Genomic DNA, 26289 nt, shown 5'->3' on the forward strand with positions numbered 1-26289 from the left:
AGTTTGAGCCGGAGTGATAGTATATGTAGCAGTTCCACCAGCCGGAGTAATTACCACCGAACCGTCATTACCACCTTTACAAGATACATTTACTTGGTTAGAAGCCGTAGCTGTTAAAGCATTAGCAGGTTCCGTGATTGTAACATCTACCGTTGTAGTACAACCTTTAGCATCTGTTACAGTGAAAGTATGTAAACCAGCAGTTAACCCAGTTTGAGCCGGAGTGGTAGTATATGTAGCAGTTCCGCCAGCCGGAGTAATTACCACCGAACCGTCATTACCACCTTTGCAAGATACATTTACTTGGTTAGAAGCAGTTGCTGTTAAAGCATTAGCAGGTTCCGTGATTGTAACATCTACCGTTGTAGTACAACCTTTAGCATCTGTTACAGTGAAAGTATGTAAACCAGCCGTTAAACCAGTTTGAGCAGGAGTGATAGTATATCCAGCAGTTCCGCCAGCCGGAGTAATTACCACCGAACCGTCATTACCACCTTTACAAGATACATTTACTTGGTTAGAAGCAGTAGCTGTTAAAGCATTAGCAGGTTCCGTGATTGTAACATCCACAGTTGTAGTACAACCTTTGGTATCTGTTACAGTGAAAGTATGTAAACCAGCAGTTAACCCAGTTTGAGCCGGAGTGATAGTATATGTAGCAGTTCCACCAGCCGGAGTAATTACCACCGAACCGTCATTACCACCTTTACAAGATACATTTACTTGGTTAGAAGCCGTAGCTGTTAAAGCATTAGCAGGTTCCGTGATTGTAACATCTACCGTTGTAGTACAGCCTTTAGCATCTGTTATAGTGAAAGTATGTAAACCAGCAGCTAACCCAGTTTGAGCCGGAGTGATAGTATATGTAGCAGTTCCACCAGCCGGAGTAATTACCACCGAACCGTCATTACCACCTTTACAAGATACATTTACTTGGTTAGAAGCAGTAGCTGTTAAAGCATTAGCAGGTTCAGTGATTGTAACATCTACCGTTGTAGTACAACCTTTAGCATCTGTTACAGTGAAAGTATGTAAACCAGCAGCTAACCCAGTTTGAGCCGGAGTGATAGTATATGTAGCAGTTCCACCAGCCGGAGTAATTACCACCGAACCGTCATTACCACCTTTACAAGATACATTTACTTGGTTAGAAGCCGTAGCTGTTAAAGCTGATGAAGGTTGAGAAATAGTAACTGTATTCGTTTTTGAAGAACAATTATCAGTAACAGTAAGAGTATAAACTCCAGCAGGAAGATTATTAACTGTAGTACTAGTTCCTACTACAGTATTTGAACTGTTTTTCCAAGAATAATTTACCGTTCCCACAGCACCTGTAACAGTACCAGCAGTTACAGAACCAGTACTGGTTCCGTAACAAGTTGCATCCGTTTTAGATGAAACACCAAGGTTTAATGTTGGATTTACTGTTACTGTTACTGTAAATGGAGTACCTGTACAAGCACCTGATTTAGGAGTTACAGTATATATTACATTTAATGCAAAATTATTTGTATTTGTTAAAGTGCCACTTATATTGTTTTGATTTGTTCCTGCAACATTTCCTGAAATACCTGAACTGTTTGCTGGAGCAGGCCAACTAAATGTTGTATTAGCTGGAACGGTATCGTTACCACCATTTGTAGGAGTGATAGTGAATGTTCCTCCACTACAAATTGTTGTTGTTTTGTTAGTTATTACTGGTGTTGTACAACATGGTGCTGCAGTAATATTAGATATAATTTCACTATCTACATTTTGAGGAGAAGATGAGTCCGTTACTGTTAATTTGATAAAGTAAGGAGTGCTGTTTCCAGGAGAGAATGTAGGTGATTGAATTGTAGAAAATTGAGTCCATGTCACTCCATCTGTTGAACTTTCCCATTTGTATGTATAAATATTATTTCCTCCTGTTGTAGTACTAGTTAAATTTATGCTTTGATATGATGTTCCTCCCGGACACGAAGCGGTATAATTAAATTTAGCTACTAATGGAGTATAGATAATTGTATTTCCATAAGTTCTGCATTTAGATTTGGCTATTCCACTACAGTCAATTCCGCAAATTGAACCACTACCACTTCCCCAACCAACAAAAGGGCTAGTCATTGTTAGTGCTTCACCACATGTCCATTGAAATGGTGTTGGGTCTACTGCTATTGTAGGGCTGCCATTACTTAATGATACATCAAAACATCTTGAATACGATATTGTATTTGAACCCGATGAAATATCTCCAGCTAAAAATATACCTTGTCTAGCTGAACCAGTTTCGTTTGTTATACTTACTGCCAGATATACATTTATAGTTCCCGATGAAGATGAACAGGCAGTAGTTGATAATGGTGTACCAATTAAATCAGATGCAAGATAGATTTTGTTTAGAGTAAATTCATTAGCTGAGCCCGGTGAATTCCAACAGGCTTTAGTGACCTGAGCTGTAGTAGTAAATGAGATAAAAGTAAAAAGTATAAAACAAAATAAATGTTTTAAAAAACTTTTCAATCCTACATCAAATTTTTGATTGGGTAAAATTGTTTTCATAATGATCAATTTTAAGGTGATTGGAGCTAGTTACAATAGCTAGTATGTAATTTTAATTTTAATGCTAAGCTACTTACATTAGATTTTTATAATAAATTTTCTCTTTGAACAACATAAATACTCGTTAAAAAGCGCTTTTTTTTGTAAAACAAACCCTAAAATTGAGTTAATGTTTTTTAGTGTTTTTGTTTAGTTCTAAAAAAAAAGGATAACTTAATTTTTTTTAAACTATTGATTGTTAATGAAATTTGCTTTAAATCATTAGTTTATTTCATGTTTTACTTGTTAACTAAATCGAAATTATATATTTAATATTAATCACGCAACAAAAATATCGATAAAATGCATAAAAAAAGGGTTAAATGCGTTAAAAATTAACAATTGAATTATTATTACTACAAATTAAAAGTCTTTTTTTTCTTTGTTAAAGAAAAAGTGTTAATTTATACTTTTCCACTTTTTTGAAATTATTAAAAAAATTTCCGATAATAGTTGTATCTTTCTATAAATGAAATTTTATAGAAAACTCTAAATGTAAAAACGAGATAGTATGAAGAATTTAGTATTAGTAAGGCATGCAAAATCCAATTGGGATATGCCATTAAAAGATATAGACCGGCCACTGGATCAAAGAGGTCTAATGGATGCACATTTAGTTTCTTCTAATATTCAAAAACATATTCCTAAAAAATATATTATTTGGAGTAGTCCTGCAAAAAGAGCACGCGATACAGCAGTTATTTTTGCTCAAAATATTTTGTATCCCATTGAAAATATTGAATTCAAAGACGATTTATACACTTTTGATGAAAAACAATTAGAAGGAATAGTCAAATCCTGTGAAAATACATTTGACAGTGTAATTCTTTTTGGTCATAATGCTGCAATTACAAATTTTGTTAATAAATTTGGTGATGTTTTTGTTGATAATGTTCCTACAAGTGGCTTTGTTTCGATGCAATTTGATACGGATAATTGGGACGATATTAATAAAGGGTTGACTAAAAAAATAATAACACCAAAAGATTTAAAATAAAGAATGTTTGATCAAAAATATATTGATAGAGAAAAAAGTTGGTTAGCATTTAATGCCAGAGTACTTCAGGAAGCAGCTGATGATTCGGTTCCATTATTAGACAGATTACGATTTTTAGGGATTTTTTCGAATAATTTAGATGAGTTTTTTAGGGTTCGTTTTGCTGCAATTCGTAGGCTGAGTTTGTCTGGAAAAACAGGAGAAAAAATACTTGGTGGAATTTCAGCTCAGCAATTGATTAAAGATATTACTGAAATTGTAATTGAACATCAAGCAGAAAGTTTGGCAATATTAAAAGATATTGAATCTAAACTTGAAACCGAAAATATTTTCATTATCAACGAAGATCAAATATCCGAGGAACAGGAGTTTTTCTTAAAAGATTTCTTTATCCAAACCTTAAGCCCTGAATTAGTAACAATCATTTTGAATGATTTGGCGGAGTTTCCTCTTTTGAAAGATAATGTAGGTTATTTGGCGGTTAAATTGGTAATGAAAAAAGATGCCGAAGTGCATTATGCTATTATCGAGATTCCTAAAACAATCAACCGTTTTGTTGTCTTACCATCAAATGATAATAAAAAATACTTAATACTTATTGATGACGTTATCCGACATAATCTAAAAAGTATCTTTAATATTTTTGATTATGAAAGTGTTAGCGCTCATATGATAAAAATTAGTAGAGATGCTCAATTAGAGATTGATAGTGATTTGAGCAAAAGTATGCTTGAAAAAATTTCTACTAGTGTAAAAGACAGAAGGATAGGGGAGCCAGTTCGTTTTATATATGATCAAACAATTGAGGACGATACTTTGAAGTTTTTTCTTGAAAAAATGAAAATTGTATCTACTGATAGTATTATTCCAGGTGGGAGATATCATAATAGAAGGGATTACATGGATTTTCCAAACTTAGGTAGATATGATTTATTGTATAAAAAAAATATTCCACTTCCTATTCCGGGACTTAGTTTAGAAGGTAGTATTTTAGAAAAAATTAATAAAAAAGACTATCTTTTGCATGCGCCTTATCAGTCGTTTTCTTATTTAACTAAGTTTTTAAGAGAAGCTGCTTTAGACCCAAAAGTGACAACTATTAAAATAACCTTATATCGTTTAGCTAAGAATTCGCAAATTATCAGTTCCTTAATTAATGCAGCCAAAAACGGTAAAAAAGTAACTGTTCAAATTGAATTACAGGCACGATTTGATGAAGCTTCTAATATTTCTTATGCTGAACAAATGCAGCAAGAAGGAATTGAGCTTATTTTTGGTATCAAGGGATTAAAAGTGCATAGTAAAATTTGTGTAATAGAAAGAATTGAAAACGGCAAAAACAAACGTTACGGTTTTATTTCAACAGGTAACTTTAACGAAGCTACTGCTAAAATTTATACCGATGTGACGCTTTTTACTAGTCACCAACAAATTTTAAAAGATATTTCAAAAATATTTGAATTCTTTAATATTAACTATCGAGTGCATCGTTACAAGCACCTAATTGTTTCACCACATTATACACGTTCTAAATTTTATAAATTCATAGATAGAGAAATTCTAAATGCCCGAGCGGGAAGAGTAGCTTATATGAAGTTAAAAATGAATAGTTTGTCTGATTTTGAATTAATTGACAAGTTATATGAAGCAAGTAACGCCGGAGTAAAAATTCAATTGGAAGTAAGGGGAATTTGTTCTTTAATTCCAGGTTTAAAAGGAATGAGCGAAAATATAGAAGCTATTAGTATTGTTGATAATTATTTAGAGCATTCCCGTATTTATATTTTTGCAAATGGTGGTCAAACCGAAGTTTATATTTCTTCAGCTGATTTTATGACCCGTAATTTAGATGGAAGGGTAGAAGTAACTTGTCCTATTTATGATCAGGATATCAAAAATGAATTGATAGAAAATTTTGATATTGGCTGGAAAGGAAATGTAAAAGCGCGTTTTCATTCGTATAAATTAGATAATAAATATCGTAAGAATGATGGCCAAAATATATTTAGAGCGCAACTTGAGACTTATAAATACTATCAAAGAAAAGTAGATTTATTGAAAGAGATTGTCTTTTAAAAATCAAAATAATAAAATTCAGAATGATTAAAATAAAAAAATTTGCTGCTATTGATATTGGATCTAATGCCATGCGATTATTGGTAACTAATATTGTGGAGCAGGAAGGTAAAGAAACTCAATTTAATAAAAGTGCATTAGTTCGTGTACCAATTCGTTTGGGACAGGATGCTTTTACCGTGGGGGAAATTTCTAGTGAAAATAGGGAAAGAATGGTTGATGCGATGAAGGCTTTTAATTTGTTAATGAAAGTTCACAAAGTTGAAGCTTACAAAGCTTTTGCAACTTCAGCAATGAGAGAAGCATATAATGGTAAAGAAGTTGTTGCACTTATAAAGAAAAAAGCAGATATTAAAATTGAAATAATTGATGGAAAAAAAGAAGCCGCAATCATTGCTTCAACCGATTTACACCATCTTTTAAAAACTGATCAAACCTATTTATTTGTTGATGTAGGTGGGGGAAGTACTGAATTTACTCTGTTTTCGAATGGCAAAATTGTTACTTCAAGGTCTTTCAAAGTAGGTACCGTACGTTTGCTTAACGAAATGGTTTGTGATGTTGTTTGGCAGGAAATTGAAAAATGGATTAAGACAAATACAGTTGATTTTGATGAAATTTCATTAATTGGATCCGGCGGAAATATCAATAAGTTATTCAAAATGTCAGGGAAAATGCAGGATAAACCATTGTCTTATTTATATATTAATTCGCAATATGCCTTTTTAAATTCTCTTACTTACGATCAAAGAATTTCCGAATTAGGATTGAACCCTGACCGTGCCGATGTAATTATACCTGCTGTTCGTATTTATTTAAATGCGATGAAATGGAGCGGTGCCAGAAATATTTATGTGCCAAAAATTGGACTTTCAGATGGTATTGTCAAAGCCATGTATTTTGGTAAAATATAAATAGTAGTATAAAATACGATATGAATAAAACAAGATTAGAAGCTTTTAGTGATGGTGTTTTAGCAATTATTATTACCATAATGGTCTTAGAATTGAAAGTACCCGAAGGAGAAAATTTTAATGATTTATTATCACTTCTACCTGTATTTGTAAGTTATATATTAAGTTTTATTTATGTAGGGATTTATTGGAATAATCACCATCATTTATTGCATAGTGCTACTAGGGTAAACGGAAAAATATTATGGGCTAATTTGCATTTACTGTTTTGGTTGTCTCTAATTCCTGCTTCTACTGCCTGGATGGGTGAACATGATTTTGCTAAAGCTACAGTGACTGTCTATGGTGTAGTACTTTTTATGTCAGCAATTGCTTTTACCATTTTACAGACTACTATAATTTGTATCGATGGGGGAAAATCATTTTTGGCTGAAGCCATTGGAAAAGATGTCAAGGGAAAAATTTCTCAGGTTTTATATTTGACTGCTATAATTGTTTCCTTTTTTAACCAATGGATTTCATTAGCAATTTATTTGATTGTTGCTTTGATGTGGTTAGTTCCTGATTCTAGAATTGAAAAGAAAATTTTAGAATCCAAATAAAACAAAAATTAAGCATTTAGATCCAATCCAAAAGTGGTTCTTAATAAATCAATATGCGGATTTATTTCATGTAAACGATTGTATCGATCTTGATCGTTTAAAGCTTTTTTAACCGCTACAGCTTCGTTTACAATAACTTCAATTGTAATGTTATGGTTGTGTAAGTGACCTTTTAAATGCCCTAAAAGTCCATTCATTTCCTTTTCGAAATCTAATTTAGATCCCTCATTAGGTAATTCAATACTGATAGTAGTTCCATTTAAAACCGGATCATTGATAAGCAATAATGATTCCATAATTTTGAAACCTTTGTCTCCTAAACGTTTTGCATAATTAGTCCATTGCAATAACATTTCTGTTTCTGTAAATGCTTCGGTAGGTAAGTCTAAAGTAGGTCTTACAACTGTTTTTTTGTTTTGTTCCAATTCTTTTTTGGCACGGATACTGGATAAGGATAAGGCCGAAAATTTTGGACCGGTAGATTCTACTTCAATTTTTTCTGAAGTTTTTGTTGGTTCCTGAACGGTAACTTCTATCGTAGGTTGATTTGTTGTATTAGGTATATTGGTATTTGTAACAACAGTAGTAGATTCAGTAGTTTTCGTTTGTTCAACTATTGAATAATCATTTTTCCTGAAATAAGTAGGCGGAATTATAAAGGACTCAGCTTTTTTTTTTCTCCATCAAAAGTGATAGAGGCTAACTGCATTAGGCAAAGTTCTACTAATAATCGTTGGTTTTGGCTTAATTTGTACTTCAAATCGCATTCATTAGCAATAGCAATTCCCTGTAAAAGGAATTCCTGAGAACATTTTTGAGCCTGAATACCATACATTTTTTGTGCCTGCTCTCCTGCTTCCAATAGACTTAAGGTAGAAGGTGTTTTGCATACCAATAAATCTCTGAAATGAGATGCTAGTCCAGCAACAAAATGATGTGCATCAAAACCTTTGGCTAAAATATCATTGAAAGTGATTAATAAATCTGGTATTTTATTTTCCAGAATTAAATCGGTTACATTTATGTAGGTTTCGTAATCTAAAACATTTAGATTTTCAGTAACTGCCTGACGCGTCAAATTGGTACCGCAATAAGAGACGACACGGTCAAAAATAGACAAAGCATCTCGCATAGCACCATCGGCTTTTTGAGCAATGATGTGCAAGGCATCGTCTTCAAATTCAATTCCCTGATTTTGTGCAACTCCGGCTAAGTGTTCTTTAGCGTCTTTTACGGTTATTCTTTTAAAATCAAATATCTGACAACGGGATAAAATCGTTGGAATGATTTTATGTTTTTCAGTGGTTGCTAAAATGAAGATGGCGTGCTTAGGTGGTTCTTCTAATGTTTTCAAAAAAGCATTGAAAGCTGCCGAAGACAACATGTGTACCTCATCAATAATATAGACTTTGTATTTTCCAGTTTGTGGTGGAATACGAACCTGATCAATCAAATTACGAATATCATCAACGGAGTTGTTGGATGCAGCATCCAATTCGAAAACATTGAAAGCAAAGTCTTCGTTTGGATCATCGTAACCCGGTTGATTTATTTTTCTGGCCAGGATTCGGGCACAGGTTGTTTTTCCCACACCACGAGGTCCGGTAAAAAGTAAAGCAGAAGCCAAATGATTATTTTCTATGGCATTTAATAAAGTATTGGTAATCGCTTTTTGACCTACAACATCATTAAATGTTTGCGGACGGTATTTGCGGGCTGATACTATAAATTGTTCCATAGAAATTTTTATTCGAAAGCAAATATAGGGTTTGAAAAATCAAAAAACAAGTTCCAAATTCCAAATAAAAAACTAAAGTTAAGTTTAATTTATAGATTTTATATTCTTTAGTAAAAGTAGAATTAATGCTAATAAAAGTATCCCATTAATTATTAATGAAGTAATAAGGATTTTAAAGTTAAAATTCTCTTTTGTTTTTTCAATATTTAAATTTTGTGATAATTTGTAAGCTCTTAATTGTTCCAATTGATAAAACCAATTTGACATTGTTCTATTTCGAATTTTTAAATTATCAATTTCACTACTAATTGAATCTAATTTTGTTGGATTATAAGTTGGTATTATTGGAATAGGAGGTAAACAACCTGGAGGAATTTCTACAGTTTGTGAAGGTAAACAGCTATCCAGAGAGATTGTATTATCGTTATCCAAATTAGCATAAACAATCCATAGATCTTTTTTGAATGGAAAAAAGTCACAGTTGTTATTTGAATCTTTACCTTTTATTATTGCGGATTTATAATTGCCTTTATAGAGTTCAATGATTCTAAAAGAATAAGTTCTTTTTATAGTATCTAGACTTATTAATTCTCCGTAAAAAACAATGTTTGAATATTTAAGACCTTGCGAAACCATCGTTTCTCTTTTATGTGGAGGGCAATCGCAACAATATATAGTATTAAACCATAAACAGAGCATTAATAAGAAGCTATTTTTCATTTTTTTATTTTATGAAATACTATCAATTTATGAAATTAATAGTAAATTATTTTGATGTTAAGTTCTACCTTTTCCTTGCTTTTATAGTAATATCCAATAACAATTGAGTGGTTTCATTATTAGAATTAGCAGCAAAACCTGATACATAAACACCTTTTTTTCCTGATTTGGATTGGATACCAAAAACGATAGCTTCATCATCTGGATTGGATTCTCCTTCATAACGATAAATATGTCTTATTTCAAATTTATCCGGATTCTTTAAAATAACATCTTCATGTTTGTTAAAGTCATAATTAAAACCGTTCTCATTTAATTCGTCCAAAGCTTTTGAAACCGAATCATAGTGGTAAATAGGATCCATGATGTAGAAAATTTTGAGGTTAAATAGACTTAAATATAATTAAATTATTTTAAATAGCTTGCAAATCCTTGCTAAAACAAGAGTTTTGTGCTTGTTGACATGGTTTTAAAATTGTAGTTTTGTACCACAGACCGCCTTATCGCTGTTCGCCTTGGCGGAGAGAGGAAAGTCCGGACACCATAGAGAAGCATAGCGGGTAACACCCGTCATCCCGTCTTTCGTGACGGGATAGGACAAGTGCAACAGAAAGTATGTACAGGTAATGCTGTAGTGAAACCAGGTAAACTCTATGCGGTGAAATACCAAGTATATCAGCATTTAAGGGTTTCTCGCCCGTTGCTGAAGGGTAGGTAGCTTGATCTTGTTGGTAACAACAAGGCTAGATAAATGATAAGGCTCCAATTCTATTGGAGACAGAATCCGGCTTATAGGTCTGTTTTTTTTCTTAAAAAATAAACCATTAAGAATTTAAGTTTCATTAAGTTTCTAACACTTAATTTTCTTTATCTCTTAATGGTTTAAAATTGAAATTTTATTGCTTATTCTTCTTCGCTGTCGTCATCAAAGTCATCTTCTTCTGTTTCTTCGTCAGTTTCAAATTCGAAAAAACTAAAAATAGATCCGCCGTAACTTTTTTGAAAAGAAAAATTTGGTAGTTGATCTAAAGTAGTATGTTTGGAATGTTCAATAATCATCATTCCTTCTTCATTTAATATATTGTTTTCAAAAACCAGTAAAACTACTTTTTCAAAAATAGACTGATCCAATCCATAAGGCGGATCGGCAAAAATGATATCGTAAGAAGTATTGCATTTTTCCAAAAACTTAAAAACGTCACTTTTGACAGCTGCAATCGGAAAATCAAATTCGGCAGCCGTTTGTTTAATGAATTTCACACAACCAAAATCACCATCGACCGATGTTATAGGTTCGCTTCCTCGGGATGCAAATTCATAACTGATATTTCCTGTTCCGGCGAATAAATCTAAAATTTTTAAACCGTCAAAATTGAAATGATTGTTTAAAATATTAAATAAGGATTCTTTGGACATATCGGTGGTAGGACGAACGGGCAAACCTTTTGGAGGATTGATGCGTCTTCCTTTGTATTTTCCTGAAATAATTCTCATGAATTGAAAAGTATAAAATGATTTCTGTTTTCAGCCTCGGTGAAATAATTATTCCACTTTAAATCTTCCACATCAATAAGCGAAACATTGCGAATGTATTTGTAAGCCATTTTGAAAAACGGACTTTCGGTTGTAATGTTTCCAATTAATTCCAATGGGAAATTTTCGGGATTCATATTCAGTTGTTCGGCTGTGAACAAAATGTAATAAATAAAATCTTCGGGAGTTTGAAATTCGAAAGAATTAAATAAAAGTAATTTTTGATTTTGAATAACGATGATTTCAAAATGAGTGGCACTAAAATGAACCATCATTTTTTTAGTATCAATATTTTTGGATGCATCCAATAATTTAGTGACTAAAATACTGTTGGCATGTTTGTATTCGAAAGAGCCAAATTTGTCAATAAAAAAATTATTCATATTTACATACGGAATATAAACTGCATTGATTCCATAGTTACTGATTTCGTCAAAGGCAAAAAAGTCAGTTTCAAAAACCTTAGTATTGTATTGCAAATAACTTCCCAGGTAATTTTCGTCAAAAAGTGGTTCTGGAACAAAGGTGGACAAATTGTTGTTGTGGATTACCAAAACCTCATCATATTGTTCATTCAATTCCGGATGTTCTTCAAAAGCATTGGCAAACAAATCTTCGATTTTTAAATTTTTATCAAAATTGCCAAACGGAATGTCCTTGAAAGAAGAAACCGTATTGTTAAGTGTGTCAAAACAACAAAAAGAAAGTCCGGTCAGTGAAACCTGAATGGATAGTTTTTTATATTTCTTTTCGGTGATGTCCATTGATGAAGATTTTTTCTGAAAGGCAAACTTACAAATTTATAATAGCAATATCAATTTAAAATTTAACACAAAGTATTACAATGGAAACACGATGATGTGCAAAGAATTTGTAATTAAAATTTACTCTTATATATATAGGTATAAAAACTTATGTTGGCTTCATTAAATTTTATAGTTCTACAGAGATACTTATATGACTTATGTGTTTCAAAAAAGCTATCTTTGAAACTAAATTATACTTCATGAATTCCGCTCAGTTTTATAGTCTTTTAAAAAAGAAATTCCCTTTTAATCCTACTTACAATCAGGAAATTTTTTTTCAAAAGATTGCCATTTTTTTGACAGAAACGACCAATGACCGACTTTTTGTCTTAAAAGGTTATGCCGGAACAGGGAAAACTACTGTAATTTCTACGATTGTAAATAATCTGACGGAAATTAATAAAAAATATGTTTTACTGGCGCCTACAGGTAGAGCAGCCAAAGTAATTGCTAATTATTCCGAAAAACCGGCTTTTACCATTCACAAGAAAATTTACTATCCTAAGAAATTTTCAGGTGGAGGAGTGACTTTTACTTTACAACCTAACAAACATAAAAATACGGTTTTCATTGTCGATGAAGCTTCGATGATTTCAGATGTAGATTCTGATTCTAAAATGTATGCCAATGGTTCTTTGTTGGACGATTTGATTATGTATGTTTATTCAGGAACCAATTGCAAAATGATTCTTTTGGGTGATACGGCTCAGTTGCCTCCGGTTAATTTAGATATAAGTCCGGCTTTGGATATCGATACTTTGAGTTTACATTATAATATGGATGTGGATCACATCGAGTTGAATGAGGTGATGCGACAGGAGGAAAGTTCGGGAATCTTATTTAATGCTACCGAATTACGTGAACTATTAAAGGATAGTTTCATTACCGATTTTCAATTTGATGTTCGGAAATTTAAAGATATTGTTCGATTAGTGGATGGCTATGATATTCAGGATGCCATTCATTCGGCTTACAGTAATTATAGTATTGAGGATACTGCTTTTATTGTTCGTTCCAATAAAAGAGCCAATCAATATAATGAGCAAATCCGTTCCCGAATTTTAGATAAAGAAAGTGAATTGGCTACCGGAGATTTTTTGATGGTGGTTAAGAACAATTATTTTTGGTTAAAAGATTCGGATGAAGCTGGTTTTATTGCCAATGGTGATATCATTGAGGTTTTGGAAATTTTTAAAATCGTAGAATTATACAGTTTCAAATTTGCTAAAGTCAAAATCAGAATGGTTGATTATCCCAGCCAAAAGCCGTTTGAAACTGTTTTATTATTGGATACCATAAAAAGTGAATCACCCTCATTGACTTATGAAGAATCCAACCGATTGTATCAAGAAGTTTTACAAGATTATGCAGATGAACCCAAATACAAACAATTCCAGAAAGTAAAAGCTAATGAATATTTCAATGGTTTGCAGGTAAAGTTTTCGTATGCTATTACTTGTCATAAATCGCAAGGGGGGCAATGGAATACTGTTTTTGTTGAGCAACCGTATTTGCCTAACGGAATTGACCGAGATTATATTCGCTGGTTATATACTGCCATGACTCGTGCTAAAAACAAATTGTACTTAATAGGTTTCAAAGACGAAAGTTTTGTGGATTAATTTTGTGTAATAAACCATTAAGGAATTAAGTTTAGTTAAGAGTTTTGAAAACCTTAATTTACTTAATGTCTTAATGGTAAAAAAAAAATACTATTACTTTTTAATTTTTAGATAGTGTTGCTATGCGATGTTGCAATCCCCATTCTAACATTTTGTCAAGAACATCACTCAATAATTTCCCTGATTCAGTTAATTCATATTCCACAGTAATTGGAGTAGTATCGTAAACTGTACGTTTAACCATACCGTTCATTTCTAAATCTTTCAATTCTTTGGATAACATTCTCGGAGTGATTTTTCCGATGGTTCGTTGAATATCACTAAAACGTTTCTTTTCAAATAATAAAGATCCAATTATTGGCAATTTCCATTTTCCACTTATAACATTCAAAGTATCATTTACTGCCAATACAAATTGTATTGGACAAGCTTTGGCTTCTTTAAAACTAACAATGTTTTTCATAAAGTATTCATTTAGTTGTTACTATACAAAAGTATACTGATATACTTTAGTATAGTAGTATATTTTATATAGCAAATGTACTTAACTTTGTCTAAAGATAAATTATAAAATATAAAAAAATGAATACAAAAATTTTAGTAACAGGTGCAACAGGGCATTTTGGAAAAGCAACAATAGAATTTTTGATTAATAAAGGAACTGACGCAAAAAATATTTACGCTTTAGTAAGAGATGCTACTAAAGCGGATGATTTATCAGCTAAAGGTGTAAATTTAAAAATTGGAGACTATAATGATTATGAATCATTAGTTTCTGCTTTTCAAGGAATAGATAAATTAGTATTGGTTTCGGGAACCGATTTAGCTAATAGAAGTGCGCAACAATTAAACGCAGTGAAGGCTGCCAAAGAAGCAGGAGTCAAACATATTGTTTATACTAGTTTTGAACGTAAAAATGAAACCGAAACTTCTCCGATTGCCTTTTTAGCACAATCGCATATTGATACTGATAATGCTATTAAAGCTAGTGGATTGACTTATACTATTTTGAGAAACAATCTATATTTGGATGTGTTACCAATGTTTTTAGGGGAAAAAGTTCTAGAAAACGGAATTTATTTTCCTGCAGGAGAAGGCAAGGCTGCTTATGTTTCCAGAAATGATTTGGCCGAAGCAGCTGCAAATATTTTAATCTCTGAGGGACATGAAAATAAAGAATATGCAACAAATAATATCGAGAATTATTCGTTTCAAGATGTTGCTGAAACTCTAAGTCAAATAACAAATAAAAATATCAGTTATTTTAGTCCGGCTTCAGAAGAATATGCTGAAGTTTTGAAAAATGCTGAAGTTCCGGCAGAATACATTGGAATGTTTGTAGGTTTTGGAGCAGCAATTGAACAAGGAGAATTTAATGCTGATAAATCTGATTTAGAAAATTTATTAGGAAGAAGGCCTCTTAGTTTAAACGAGTTTTTAGAACAAGTGTACTTATAATATAATAGGTATAAGTATAACTTTAAAAACGGACTTCATTTAGTCCGTTTTTTTATAAAATGATTTCATAGATAAAAAAGATGATTATATTTAATACCTAATAATAAGAAGTGATGAATACATTAAACGACCTACATAAAATTTCATCTACTTTTTCGAATACCGATAAAATGCCGGTGTTGTTCCTGGGACACGGTAGCCCCATGAATGCGATTGAAGAAAATCAGTTTGTAACTGGTTTTAGGAATTTAGCGAAGACACTGCCACAACCCAATGCGATTTTGTGTATTTCTGCGCATTGGTTTACACGAGGAACAAAAGTGACTGCTATGGAAATGCCCCGAACGATTCATGATTTTGGAGGTTTTCCCAGAGAATTGTTTGCAGTACAATATCCGGCGCAGGGAAGTCCTGAGTTAGCGATGGCAACTAAAGAATTGTTATTACCAACCGAAGTCGAACTCGATCATGAATGGGGATTGGACCATGGTGCCTGGAGTGTCATTAAACATTTGTATCCTGAAGCCAATGTTCCGGTGATACAGTTGAGTATTGATTATTCAAAACCGGCACAATATCATTTTGAGTTGGCACAACAATTAAGCAGTTTGCGACATAAAGGCGTACTGATTGTAGGCAGTGGAAATATTATTCACAATTTACGATTAGTTGATTTTTACAATATGGACAAAGATAATTATGGTTATGACTGGGCAATTGAAGCCAGAGAAAAAGTGAACTCTTATTTATTAGATGGAAATTTTCAGGCTTTGATTGATTATGAAAATCAGGGTAGCGCTTTGCAGTTAGCCGTTCCTACACCGGATCATTATTTACCGTTGATTTATACTTTAGGCTTAAAAGAAAAACAGGAAGAATTGAGTTTATTTAATGACAAATTATTAGGCGGTTCTTTGAGTATGACTTCCGTGAAGATTATGTAGGTAATTTGTATTTTGATTTTTTCTATATTTGTTAAATAAAAGTAATGATTATGAGTACGATAACATTTGAAGTTGACGATAAAAATCTTTCGTTTGTGAAAACACTTTTGGAACATCTGAAAGGGGTTAAAAATGTAACAGTTCAGGAGGAAGAGAGTTTTTATAAAACTGATTTTGTAAATTCAGTTAAGGAAGGACGAGAGGAATATAACAAAGGGGAATGTACGACCATTTCTGTTGAAGATTTATGGAAGTAAAATTTACCAAAAAAGCATTAGAACATTTAGAATTTTGGAAAAAATCTGGAAATAAGGGAATTCAAAAAAAGATTCAATTATTAATTGAGGATATTATGAAAACACCTTTTACAGGAATTGGGAAACCAGAAGCTTTGAAATATGAGTTGCAAGGAATTTGGTCCCGAAGGATAAACGAAGAACACCGAATTGTTTATGAAATTCCGGATGATGGAGTTTTATTAATACATAGTTTGAAAGGACATTACACTCGTTTAGTTATTTAATAAAACCTCACTATTAAGTGAGGTTTGTTTTTTTGTTGTTGAACTGATTTTGCTTAAAATGTTTTGTTAAAAATCTTATATTTGGAACTTTAAAAAATGGGATTACTAATTTAAAAAAATAATATTGAGGATAAAACAATTAACATTTACCCGCTTTATAGCTGCAATTTGTATTGTGATTTTTCATTATGGGAGTGGTTGTTATTTATTCAACAATGAATATTCATCATTTATTTTTAAACAAGCAAATATTGGTGTTAGCTACTTTTTTATTTTATCAGGTTTTGTAATGATTATTGCATATAATAATAGAAAACAAATCTTTTTTTTTGAATATTTCAAAAATCGTCTGGCTCGGATTTATCCCGTATATTTATTAGCAATTTTATTAATTTTAGGAATTAAGTTATTTAGAGATGTTAACTATATTGATTTAATTTTGAATGTGTTAATGTTACAATCTTGGATTCCTGATAAAGGACTTACAATTAATTATCCAGGATGGTCATTATCAGTAGAATTATTCTTTTACATAACTTTTCCATTTTTATTCAATTACATTTATAAAAAAATCAGTTTAAAAAATATTGGAATCTGTATTGTTTTATTTTGGTTGTTTAGTCAAATTATATTTAATATATCGGTAGGGACTGATTTGATGAAGCCTTTTATGTATAGTATTAAAGATCTACATTACAATCCTTTATTGCATTTTAATGAATTTTTAATTGGAAATTTAACAGGCTTGTATTTTGTTAATAAATTAAATATGAAAAAGAAAAACTATCTAGGATATATTTTATTTACATTTTTAGTTTTGTTTTTAGTATTGAGATTTTCATTTGGTATTAATTATCATAATGGATTACTTTCAGTAGTATTTGTTCCTTTGATTCTTTTAATTTCATTAAGTACTGATAGATTGACTAATTTATTCACTAAAGATATTTTTATCTTTTTAGGAGAAATCAGTTTTGGAATATATATATTACAAATGCCTGTTTGGATTATATTTTCAGATTATAGGATGAATAAATATTTTGGATTAGATAAAGAATCTGATTTTAGTATATCATTTTTTATTAGAGTAGGAATTCTATTTTTAATAGCAACAATTAGTTATTTGTATTTTGAAAAACCAATTAGGGATAAAATAAATAATTCACAATTAGTAAAATAATTAAATTAAAACAAACTTTGTAACGGAGAAATTATGTTACAAAAAACAAAAGAAATGAAAATAATAGCAGTCATTCCCGCCCGTTACGCCTCAACCAGATTCCATGCCAAATTAATGCAAGACCTTGGAGGGAAAACAGTCATTTTAAGAACTTATGAAGCAGCGGTAAACACCAATTTGTTCGATGATGTTTTTGTGGTAACGGATTCCAATTTGATTTTTGACGAAATTGTTACTCATGGTGGAAAAGCCATTATGAGTATCAAAGAACACGAATCGGGGAGCGACCGAATTGCTGAAGCGGTGGAAAACATGGATGTGGATATTGTAATCAATGTTCAGGGCGACGAACCATTCATCAATGCTGAACCTTTGAAAGAAGTTATCGAAGTTTTCAAAAATGATTTTGACAAAAAAGTAGATTTGGCTTCGTTGATGTATGAAATCAAAGATGAAGAAGAAATCAATAATCCGAATAATGTGAAAGTGGTGGTGAACCAAAATAATTTTGCGTTGTATTTTTCACGTTCGGTAATACCTTATCCAAGAGAAAAAAATGTTGGGGTTCGTTATATGAAACACATCGGAGTTTATGCTTTTAGAAAACAAGCTTTATTGGATTTCTATCATTTACCTATGAAAACTTTAGAAGCTTCAGAAAAATTAGAACAACTGCGTTATTTGGAATTTGGCAAACAAATTAAAATGGTCGAAACTACTCATGCAGGAATAGGAATCGACACCAAAGAAGATTTAGAAAAAGCAAGAAAGATTGTTTAGTCTTTTTTGCTTTTTTCAAAATAACCTTTCGAATCTATTTTAGTAGAATAAAAATTCAAAAATAAAACCACAAACATTAATACCAAAAGCGATTGGGTCATTACTAAGAATTTTCCAAAAGTGGCAACAGGATATAAATCGCCAAACCCAATTGTAGAAGATGTTACCATGCTGAAGTATACGGCATCAAACCAATGATTGAATTTTTGGTTGAGATAATTTCCGGTAGAATACAAGACAGCAAAACCAAAAACAATTTCCAGATAATTAAAAAACAATAACAGCATTGATCGTTTGTACGAACGCGGTTTTGAAAACAAGTCTGATGCAAATATTAATGTTGGAATATATAAAACAGTTTCAAGCATTACATAAATCATCAAACCTAAAATAACAGGAAATTGTTGCCATTGGTTTGAAATAATGATAAGTGGCATCGCTACTTTTGACAGGATGTAAAAATCCATTGCCAGATCTTCGTATTCTGTTCCTTTTTTCGAAGCAAAATATTTGATATAAATTCCAGGAAAAATTAATTGTGAACTGGATAAAAACAAACGCACAATTTTTTCAATTCCGTTATCATCCTGATGATCATTGTTCCAAATTGCCTTGATATTTTGAATACGTTTTTGAATCGGATTCAATTTTGGATCACGTAAATTGGTTACATTTCCTAAGAGCAATTTTCGCAAAATTTTTCTCATGAATTAAATTTGTTTTCGTGAATCTAAATTACAAATTATAAAAATTAGTATTCAAGATTATTAATTCATTTTTTCGATAATAATTAATTCATTGTGTTTTTCAACTCTGGGAACAGTTTTAATGATAAAGTTATCTTTATTAAATTCACTAACTAATTTTTGATTTCGAATATTATCGGCCTGATTCAATAACATGGTATTGAAAAGTATGTTTCCTTTATTATTAAGGAGAAAGCAAATTCGGTCTATAAAATAATTTTCAAAAAGAAAATTAGGCATTGTCGTATCCTGAAATATATCTACAATAATCAAATCATATTTCTCATGAGTTTTTAATACAAATTCAAAAGCATCGTCAATGATAATTTCGAGCTGCGGAATTTTATCTAATTTAAAATATTGATTAGCAAGTTTAGCCATTTCCGAATCAATTTCTACTCCAGTTATCTTTCCAGAAAAACCAATATCTTTAATTAAAGTTTTAATTACACTTCCTCCAGCAACTCCCAGTAAAAGAATATTTTGTGTTTTTTTTATTTTTTCAAAGCCAATATTTTTTAAGCCTAATTTTAAAATACGTTGTAAACTTCCATAGGAGTAATTTGTGTTTTCAGAATCCATGACTAAATCACCATCGGTCCAGGTAATTTCTATTGTTTTGCTATAGGTAGATTTTTGGGTGTGGATTTTTATAGGGTATAGATAACTTAATAGGCGTTTTAACATAAATAGGCTTTTTCTCAAAAATAACCTTTATATTCTAATTATTGTTTTTAACTACTAAAAATTCTTACCTAAAATAGTTAAAAAAAAAATAAAAAATTTAAAACCATGTGGTTTTGTTTTTCGTAGATAAGATAACCTTTAAAAATTTTAGCTATGAAAAAACTATTTATCTCTTGTATTGTGATTGCATTGACAATCAGTTCATGTTCTAATGACAACGTAATGATGTATACTCCGGAATTAACCATGGTTACTTCAAGTAATACATCAGGAAAAGTGACCTATGTAGATCTTTTGAAATCTCCTACGATGGTATCTTCTTTTATGATTTCTTCTTTGGATGCTGAAGGTATTTCGTATGATAGTAATGCTGATAATATTATTGTTGCTTCAAGAACGAATAATAGACTGGAAGCTTACTCAGGAGTAAAAAATGCCGTTTCTACTGGGGCTACGACTTTAAATTTAGCTTTTAGTGGTTCAAATCTTGATTTTACCAATGCGAGAGAAACAGCGGTTTCAGGTGATATTGTAGTAGTTGCTCAGGATCAATTGGCTTCAAATGGTTTGGTAAATAAATTATTGGTATACCAAAAAAGTGAAATGGGTTTTACACTTTTGAAATCCTTCACTACTGATTTTAAATTATGGGGTATTCATATGGAAGGAAACGATTTATATGCAGTTGCTGACTTAACATCAGATATTGTTTATTTTAAAAATTTCATGAGTAATTCCTCTGGAACAATTTCAGCTACTAAACGTATTACTATTGAAGGACTAGTACGTACGCATGGGATTACCTACTCAGCAAAGGATGATTTGATGGTTCTTACCGATGTAGGTAGCGCTGCTTCAGATTCAGATGGTGGATTAGTATATATTAAAAAATTCAAATCTGTTTTTGCTTCAACAGCTAACATGGGAACTATAGCTATGAGTAATCAAATTCGAATTTACGGAACCAATTCTCAATTAGGCAATCCTGTTGATGTAGCCTATGATCATGTTACAAATACAACTTACGTAGCTGAACGTTTAAACGGTGGAGGAAAGGTTATGAGCTTTTCGATGCCTACCATGTCTAGTGATGCTACCCCAATGAATGTAAGGGCTGAAGCTGGCGTTACTTCAATTTTTGTTGTAAGAAAGTAAAAGAAATAAGTTTTAAAAAAAATAGCCTTGAATATTGTAATTCAAGGCTATTTTTTTTGATTAGGAATGAAACTTTTAAAAGTTCCGTCTTTGTAGAAAAATACAATTTTTTCAATTTCTTCATCAAATAAAGGAAAGTTGTTTTGATTGTTGTTTTCAAAAGTATTTTCTTTTAGGTCTTGCTTGTTTTCTGAAAAAATAAGTTCGTTTTTATCTGAAACTTCGGGAGAATCGAAAAGAGAAGAGGAAATAGGTGTTTCTTTTTTGTTGCTTGAATTGGTTTTGGGAAAATTACCTTTCCCGTTCAAAATCCAATACAAATCAATTTCAGGATAAACTTCTAAAATTTTGAGAATAAAATCTAAACTAGGCTTGTTTCTGCCTGAAAGGAGATGGGATAAACTGGAACGTTGTACACCTATTTTATCAGCAAAAGCAGAAGCATTAATGCTATAATAATCTAGTATTATTTCAAGTCTTTTTATGAAATCATCTGTGTTTACCATTGTAAAATAGAAGTTTGATAGTGCTATTTACAAATGTAATCAAAAAAAAGTTGAATATCAAATTTACACGTGTAAACAGCTGTTTACAGGCTGAAAAGGTTCAATTTAAACTTGATATATAAATATTTAAATAACTGAAATAAATGTTTTTAGTAATGTTTTATGTGTATTGTAACATTTGTCAATTTCTTTTCGAATAGAGCTATATTTACTTTATCGAAGTGTGTTTACAATATTGAAATATTTCAAAAATATTATATTTACAAATGTAAAAATAAAGATGTTTACTTTTGTAAATCAAAATAAAACAGATATGAATTTAGAACAATTGTTTCTTGAAAATAAAGAAAAAACTATTGAAGGTCGTTATTTGACATTAGAGTCAATTGAACCGATATTAAACAAAATCAACACTAATAATCAACTCTCAATTATTGGTCAGTCTGTACAAGGTCGCCCAATTTATAAATATAATATAGGTGAAGGAAAAACTAAAATTTACCTATGGTCACAAATGCATGGTAACGAAAGTACCACAACAAAAGCTTTGTTTGATTTTTTAAACTTGCTTCATAATGGTTCTGATTTGGCGCAAAAGTTTTTATCTCATTTTACTTTTTGTTGTCTGCCAATGCTCAATCCAGATGGGGCTTTTTTATACACTAGGGCTAATGCTAATGAAATTGATTTAAATAGAGATTCTCAAGATTTGACGCAACCGGAAAGTAAATTATTAAGAGCTGTTTTTGAAGATTTCAAACCTGATTATTGCTATAATCTTCATGATCAGCGTACAATATTTGGTGTTGCTGATACGGGAAAACCAGCTACAGTTTCTTTTTTAGCACCTTCTTATAATCAAGAGAGAGAAATTAATGATTCAAGACAAAAAGCAATTAATATTATAGCTGAAATGAATTCGGTATTGCAGCAGTTTATTCCAGGTCAAGTAGGGCGTTTTGACGATTCATTCAATATTAATTGTATAGGGGATACTTTTCAATATTTAGGTGTGCCAACTATTTTGTTTGAAGCAGGACATTTTCAAGGGGATTATCACAGAGAAGTTACTAGAAAATATATATTTATGGCTTTAGTTTCTAGTTTTACAAAACTTAGCGAAAACGTTATAGATATTAATAGAACAGAAGAATATTTGAATATTCCTCAAAATAAAGTCGTATTTTATGATTTTATATATAAAAAGGTTAAAATAAATTATGATGGTAATGAAAAATTAACGAATTTTGCTGCTCAGTATAAAGAAGAATTAATAGATGGAGAGATCAATTTTAATGCTTACATAGCTAAAATTGATGATTTAGAAGGTTTCTTTGGACATGAAGAATTTGATGCTCAAGGTGCTTTATATAATGATGACCTAAATAGTTTTCCAAAAATTGATCAAAAAGCGAATTTTTCTTTAGGTAAAGAATATAAATTTGTCAATGGATTAATAAAAAAGTAATTTTTTGCATGACTTTATCATTTTTATGTATATTTTTATGCTTTAAAATGATAATAAATAATATAATTAAAGAAATATGAGTAAGTTCCGTTTAGATGAAGTAGATCATCAGATTTTAGACATGTTGATAGATAATACCAGAGTTCCGTTTACGGATATTGCTAAAAAATTATTGATTTCAGCTGGTACTGTGCATGTTAGGGTTAAAAAAATGGAAGATGCTGGGATTATCATGGGGTCTTCTTTAGTGTTGGATTATGATAAACTAGGCTATTCTTTTATTGCTTATGTAGGTGTGTTTTTAAATAACACTTCGCAAACTAAGTTTGTTTTACAACGCATTAATGAAATCCCTTTTGTTACTGTTGCTTCAGTAACTACAGGAAAATTTAATATTTTCTGTAAAATCAGAGCAAAAGACACTAAACATGCAAAAGATGTAATCTTTATGATTGATGACATTGATGGTGTTTATAGAACTGAAACTATGATTTCTCTTGAAGAAAGTATCAACGATAAGAAGCGTTTGATGCATACTATTTTCAAAAACATGTAATTTTTGACTTGAATGTTATTTGTAATAAATACCTCAAGTTTACTCTTGGGGTAATTTTTTATAGAAAAATCACAAAACAACTCAATTAACTAAATAATTAAACATAATTTATGTATACGCTCCCTAAAATAGAACGTTTCAATCAAAACGTTCTCTCTAAATATCATATTTACAACAGCGTTTTCATTACTTTACCTTTTGACTCAATTGATAATACAGGTGCTTTACTACCTCTTTTTACAGAGGTTTGTGATACAGGGTATAAAAAAATGGAAACACCAAAGGAGATTTTTGAATTCTTTTCTAAAAAATATTTACATACTGATGTAGAGGCAGATAAAATTGATTTAATGTTTCGTTTTATCCAATATATCGAACGTCAGATTGTATTGTTTGATGCTATAGAAGATGCCGCTTTTCCAATTGTAAATAATATGGAGGGACGCGGTTCTTTAAGAGATATTAAAGAAAAATCAGAAGCTAGAGGTAAAAACGAAGAACTAGCTGAATTTTTGGAAAACTTCAATGTAAGAACAGTTTTAACAGCACATCCTACACAGTTTTATCCTGGTCCGGTTTTAGGAATTATCAACGATTTGACTCAAGCTATTCGTGATAATAATCTGTTGCAAATCAAGCAACTTTTAGCACAATTAGGAAAAACACCTTTTATTAAAAATGAAAAACCAAATCCTTTTGATGAGGCGGTAAGTTTGATTTGGTATCTTGAAAATGTATTTTACAATACTGCAGGAGATTTGATGCACTATTTAGAAACAAATATTGCTCCAAATGGAAATATTAAGAATCCTATTATCCAACTAGGTTTCTGGCCAGGAGGAGACAGAGATGGAAATCCATTTGTAACTACAGACATCACCCTTAAAGTTGCTGATCGTTTAAGAACTTCTATTTTAAAATGTTATTATTTTGAAATGAGAAACTTAAAGAGAAAACTAACTTTCTCAGGTGTAGATTTCTTAGTTGCAGAGCTTGAAAATAAATTATACCGTTCAGTTTTCTATTCTACAGGTGAAATTTTTATCACTTTAGAAGAGTTTAAATCTCAATTAAATAAAATTAAAACTATTATAGTAGAGCAACATCAATCTTTATATGTTGATGAATTAGAAGCTTTATTGATAAAAGTAAACTTATTTGGATTCCATTTTGCAACATTAGATATTCGTCAGAATAGTAAAATACACGATGCAGTATTCAGAGATATTTTTGATTTCTATTTAGCAAATGGAAGTGAAGTTTTCCCTAAAAACTATTATGAATTATCTGAAGCAGAAAAATGTGAAGTTTTAACTCAGGTAAAAGGGAATTTGAATTCGGCTGATTTTAAAAATGAAATGACACAATCTACGATAGATTCAATCAGAGCGATTCAACAAATTCAAAAATCTAATGGTGAATTAGGTGCTAACCGTTATATCATTAGTAATAATGAAAATGCAGTAAACGTTTTAGAAGCTTATGCATTATTCAGATTGAGTAATTGGGAGCATCCATCTGTTGATATTGTGCCTTTATTTGAATCAGTAGACGATTTGCAAAATGCGCATAATGTTATGGAGCAATTGTATACAAATCCGGTTTATGCTGAGCATTTGGCTAACAGAGGTATGAAGCAAACTATTATGCTTGGTTTCTCTGATGGTACAAAAGACGGTGGTTATTTAATGGCAAACTGGAGTATTTATCAGGCTAAAGAACAGCTTACGGCTATGTCAAGAAAATACGGAATTAAAGTAATATTCTTTGATGGACGTGGTGGACCACCTGCTCGTGGAGGAGGAAAAACACATAAGTTTTATGCTTCTTTAGGACCTGAAATTGAAAATAAAGAAATTCAGGTAACTGTTCAAGGACAAACTATTAGTTCTAATTTTGGAACTTTAGATTCTTGTCGTCATAATTTAGAAAACTTATTGAGTGCCGGTGTAACAAATCAGGTTTTTAATAAAGATTTGAATAAATTATCAGATAGTGATAAAGAAACAATGACTCAGTTATCTGAGCTTGGATATGAAAAATATTTAAGTTTCAAGAATCATGATAAATTTATCCCGTACTTAGAAAAAATGAGTACGTTGAAATATTATGCTAAAACTAATATTGGAAGTCGTCCTTCAAAAAGAAGTAAGTCTGAAAAATTAGATTTTAAAGATTTAAGAGCTATTCCATTTGTGGGATCATGGAGTCAATTGAAACAAAATGTCCCAGGTTTCTACGGTGTTGGTTCGGCTTTGAAGCATTTTGAAGAAACTAATCAATGGGATAAAGTTCAGGACTTGTACAACCGTTCTATGTTTTTCAAAACATTGTTAGAAAATAGTATGATGTCATTGGCTAAGTCATTTTTCCCATTAACAGCCTACATGAGAAACGATCCTGAATTTGGAGAATTCTGGCAAAACATTTATGACGAGTTTTTAGAAACTAAAAGATTGTTGTTGAAAATTGCAGGACATAAAGAATTGATGGAAAATTACCCTGACGGTATAGCTTCAATTCAAATCAGAGAACGTATTGTATTGCCTTTGTTAACAATTCAACAATATGCCTTATTGCGTATTAATGAATTGAATAAAGAAGCAAATCCGGATGAAAAACTGATTAAAGTTTACGAAAAAATCGTAATGCGTTCTTTATTTGGTAATACCAATGCAAGTAGAAATTCAGCTTAATT

Annotated in this window: 26 protein-coding genes and 1 other RNA gene; 16 read left to right on the forward strand and 11 right to left on the reverse strand. The window is 31.1% G+C overall.

Annotation, left to right across the window (positions count from 1 at the left end):
- On the reverse strand, nt 1-2541 hold a 2541-nt coding region (locus AAEO59_RS03865), incomplete at its 3' end, for a PKD-like domain-containing protein (RefSeq protein WP_341699426.1).
- 550 nt (nt 2542-3091) lie between these two features.
- Here AAEO59_RS03865 and AAEO59_RS03870 point away from each other — a divergent pair.
- The 4 genes from AAEO59_RS03870 to AAEO59_RS03885 are packed head-to-tail and all read left to right on the forward strand — an operon-like array spanning nt 3092 to nt 7169.
- The gene (locus tag AAEO59_RS03870) at nt 3092-3577 is read left to right on the forward strand and encodes a SixA phosphatase family protein (RefSeq protein ID WP_341699427.1); all 486 of its coding nucleotides are present in this window, start codon (nt 3092-3094) and stop codon (nt 3575-3577) included.
- Nucleotides 3578-3580: 3 nt separating this feature from the next.
- Complete coding sequence (gene ppk1, locus AAEO59_RS03875; protein ID WP_341699428.1) at nt 3581-5653, forward strand: polyphosphate kinase 1; 2073 nt, start codon at nt 3581-3583, stop codon at nt 5651-5653.
- 23 nt (nt 5654-5676) lie between these two features.
- Nucleotides 5677-6567, forward strand: coding sequence for a Ppx/GppA phosphatase family protein (locus AAEO59_RS03880; RefSeq protein WP_341699429.1), 891 nt, complete (start codon nt 5677-5679; stop codon nt 6565-6567).
- A 20-nt stretch (nt 6568-6587) separates the two neighbouring features.
- Nucleotides 6588-7169, forward strand: a complete 582-nt coding sequence (locus AAEO59_RS03885; RefSeq protein ID WP_341699430.1) for a TMEM175 family protein — start codon at nt 6588-6590, stop codon at nt 7167-7169.
- Between the two features lie 8 nt (nt 7170-7177).
- Here AAEO59_RS03885 and AAEO59_RS03890 read toward each other — a convergent pair whose 3' ends face one another.
- The 4 genes from AAEO59_RS03890 to AAEO59_RS03905 all read right to left on the reverse strand — a co-directional run bounded on the left by AAEO59_RS03890 (nt 7178) and on the right by AAEO59_RS03905 (nt 9991).
- Nucleotides 7178-7594 (reverse strand): DNA polymerase III subunit gamma/tau, encoded by a 417-nt coding sequence (locus AAEO59_RS03890; RefSeq protein ID WP_341699431.1) that lies wholly within the window; start codon nt 7592-7594, stop codon nt 7178-7180.
- Between the two features lie 227 nt (nt 7595-7821).
- Nucleotides 7822-8907 carry a DNA polymerase III subunit gamma/tau gene (gene dnaX / locus AAEO59_RS03895; RefSeq protein WP_341699432.1) on the reverse strand — a complete coding sequence of 362 codons (1086 nt, stop codon included), beginning with the start codon at nt 8905-8907 and terminating at the stop codon, nt 7822-7824.
- A gap of 84 nt (nt 8908-8991) precedes the next feature.
- Complete coding sequence (locus AAEO59_RS03900) at nt 8992-9627, reverse strand: hypothetical protein (protein ID WP_341699433.1); 636 nt, start codon at nt 9625-9627, stop codon at nt 8992-8994.
- Nucleotides 9628-9691: 64 nt separating this feature from the next.
- The gene (locus AAEO59_RS03905; RefSeq protein ID WP_341699434.1) at nt 9692-9991 is read right to left on the reverse strand and encodes a hypothetical protein; all 300 of its coding nucleotides are present in this window, start codon (nt 9989-9991) and stop codon (nt 9692-9694) included.
- 123 nt (nt 9992-10114) lie between these two features.
- On the opposite strand from AAEO59_RS03905, the gene rnpB reads away from it, so the two are divergent.
- Nucleotides 10115-10435, forward strand: an RNA gene (rnpB, locus tag AAEO59_RS03910) — RNase P RNA component class A.
- Nucleotides 10436-10530: 95 nt separating this feature from the next.
- On the opposite strand, the gene rsmD is transcribed toward rnpB, so the two are convergent.
- Nucleotides 10531-11121, reverse strand: a complete 591-nt coding sequence (gene rsmD, locus AAEO59_RS03915; RefSeq protein ID WP_341699435.1) for a 16S rRNA (guanine(966)-N(2))-methyltransferase RsmD — start codon at nt 11119-11121, stop codon at nt 10531-10533.
- Complete coding sequence (locus tag AAEO59_RS03920) at nt 11118-11924, reverse strand: DUF3822 family protein (RefSeq protein WP_341699436.1); 807 nt, start codon at nt 11922-11924, stop codon at nt 11118-11120. The genes rsmD and AAEO59_RS03920 overlap by 4 nt, the downstream gene beginning before the upstream one ends.
- Before the next feature lie 242 nt (nt 11925-12166).
- Between AAEO59_RS03920 and AAEO59_RS03925 the strand changes: the two genes are divergently transcribed.
- Nucleotides 12167-13588 carry an ATP-dependent DNA helicase gene (locus AAEO59_RS03925; protein WP_341699437.1) on the forward strand — a complete coding sequence of 474 codons (1422 nt, stop codon included), beginning with the start codon at nt 12167-12169 and terminating at the stop codon, nt 13586-13588.
- A gap of 100 nt (nt 13589-13688) precedes the next feature.
- On the opposite strand, the gene AAEO59_RS03930 is transcribed toward AAEO59_RS03925, so the two are convergent.
- Nucleotides 13689-14051, reverse strand: coding sequence for a winged helix-turn-helix transcriptional regulator (locus AAEO59_RS03930; RefSeq protein ID WP_341699438.1), 363 nt, complete (start codon nt 14049-14051; stop codon nt 13689-13691).
- A gap of 119 nt (nt 14052-14170) precedes the next feature.
- On the opposite strand from AAEO59_RS03930, the gene AAEO59_RS03935 reads away from it, so the two are divergent.
- The 6 genes from AAEO59_RS03935 to kdsB all read left to right on the forward strand — a co-directional run bounded on the left by AAEO59_RS03935 (nt 14171) and on the right by kdsB (nt 18473).
- Entirely contained in the window at nt 14171-15046 is an 876-nt protein-coding gene (locus AAEO59_RS03935; protein WP_341699439.1) for an SDR family oxidoreductase, read from the forward strand.
- 113 nt (nt 15047-15159) lie between these two features.
- Nucleotides 15160-15990 carry a 4,5-DOPA-extradiol-dioxygenase gene (ygiD, locus tag AAEO59_RS03940; RefSeq protein ID WP_341699440.1) on the forward strand — a complete coding sequence of 277 codons (831 nt, stop codon included), beginning with the start codon at nt 15160-15162 and terminating at the stop codon, nt 15988-15990.
- 50 nt (nt 15991-16040) lie between these two features.
- On the forward strand, nt 16041-16247 hold the full coding sequence (locus AAEO59_RS03945) for a DUF2683 family protein (RefSeq protein WP_341699441.1): 207 nt from the start codon (nt 16041-16043) through the stop codon (nt 16245-16247).
- Nucleotides 16238-16513, forward strand: coding sequence for a Txe/YoeB family addiction module toxin (locus tag AAEO59_RS03950; protein ID WP_341699442.1), 276 nt, complete (start codon nt 16238-16240; stop codon nt 16511-16513). Before AAEO59_RS03945 ends, AAEO59_RS03950 begins: the two co-directional genes overlap by 10 nt.
- Nucleotides 16514-16637: 124 nt before the next feature.
- Nucleotides 16638-17693 carry an acyltransferase family protein gene (locus AAEO59_RS03955; protein WP_341699443.1) on the forward strand — a complete coding sequence of 352 codons (1056 nt, stop codon included), beginning with the start codon at nt 16638-16640 and terminating at the stop codon, nt 17691-17693.
- Nucleotides 17694-17747: 54 nt separating this feature from the next.
- The gene (gene kdsB / locus AAEO59_RS03960) at nt 17748-18473 is read left to right on the forward strand and encodes a 3-deoxy-manno-octulosonate cytidylyltransferase (protein WP_341699444.1); all 726 of its coding nucleotides are present in this window, start codon (nt 17748-17750) and stop codon (nt 18471-18473) included.
- Here kdsB and AAEO59_RS03965 read toward each other — a convergent pair.
- Together AAEO59_RS03965 and AAEO59_RS03970 are read right to left on the reverse strand one after the other, a co-directional pair.
- Nucleotides 18470-19180, reverse strand: a complete 711-nt coding sequence (locus AAEO59_RS03965; RefSeq protein WP_341699445.1) for a potassium channel family protein — start codon at nt 19178-19180, stop codon at nt 18470-18472. The genes kdsB and AAEO59_RS03965 overlap by 4 nt on opposite strands.
- Before the next feature lie 60 nt (nt 19181-19240).
- A complete protein-coding gene (locus AAEO59_RS03970; protein WP_341699446.1) occupies nt 19241-19906 on the reverse strand; it encodes a spermidine synthase in 666 nt (221 codons plus the stop codon).
- 153 nt (nt 19907-20059) lie between these two features.
- On the opposite strand from AAEO59_RS03970, the gene AAEO59_RS03975 reads away from it, so the two are divergent.
- Entirely contained in the window at nt 20060-21061 is a 1002-nt protein-coding gene (locus AAEO59_RS03975; protein WP_341699447.1) for a hypothetical protein, read from the forward strand.
- Nucleotides 21062-21108: 47 nt separating this feature from the next.
- On the opposite strand, the gene AAEO59_RS03980 is transcribed toward AAEO59_RS03975, so the two are convergent.
- Complete coding sequence (locus AAEO59_RS03980; RefSeq protein WP_341699448.1) at nt 21109-21567, reverse strand: helix-turn-helix domain-containing protein; 459 nt, start codon at nt 21565-21567, stop codon at nt 21109-21111.
- Between the two features lie 313 nt (nt 21568-21880).
- Between AAEO59_RS03980 and AAEO59_RS03985 the strand changes: the two genes are divergently transcribed.
- The 3 genes from AAEO59_RS03985 to AAEO59_RS03995 all read left to right on the forward strand — a co-directional run bounded on the left by AAEO59_RS03985 (nt 21881) and on the right by AAEO59_RS03995 (nt 26287).
- Complete coding sequence (locus tag AAEO59_RS03985) at nt 21881-23035, forward strand: M14 family metallopeptidase (RefSeq protein WP_341699449.1); 1155 nt, start codon at nt 21881-21883, stop codon at nt 23033-23035.
- Nucleotides 23036-23111: 76 nt separating this feature from the next.
- A complete protein-coding gene (locus AAEO59_RS03990) occupies nt 23112-23591 on the forward strand; it encodes an Lrp/AsnC family transcriptional regulator (RefSeq protein ID WP_007139244.1) in 480 nt (159 codons plus the stop codon).
- Between the two features lie 110 nt (nt 23592-23701).
- A complete protein-coding gene (locus AAEO59_RS03995) occupies nt 23702-26287 on the forward strand; it encodes a phosphoenolpyruvate carboxylase (protein ID WP_341699450.1) in 2586 nt (861 codons plus the stop codon).
- Nucleotides 26288-26289 lie beyond the last annotated feature (2 nt).

The organism is Flavobacterium flavipallidum (assembly GCF_038289905.1).
In the GTDB taxonomy this organism is placed as follows: Bacteria; Bacteroidota; Bacteroidia; order Flavobacteriales; family Flavobacteriaceae; genus Flavobacterium; species Flavobacterium flavipallidum.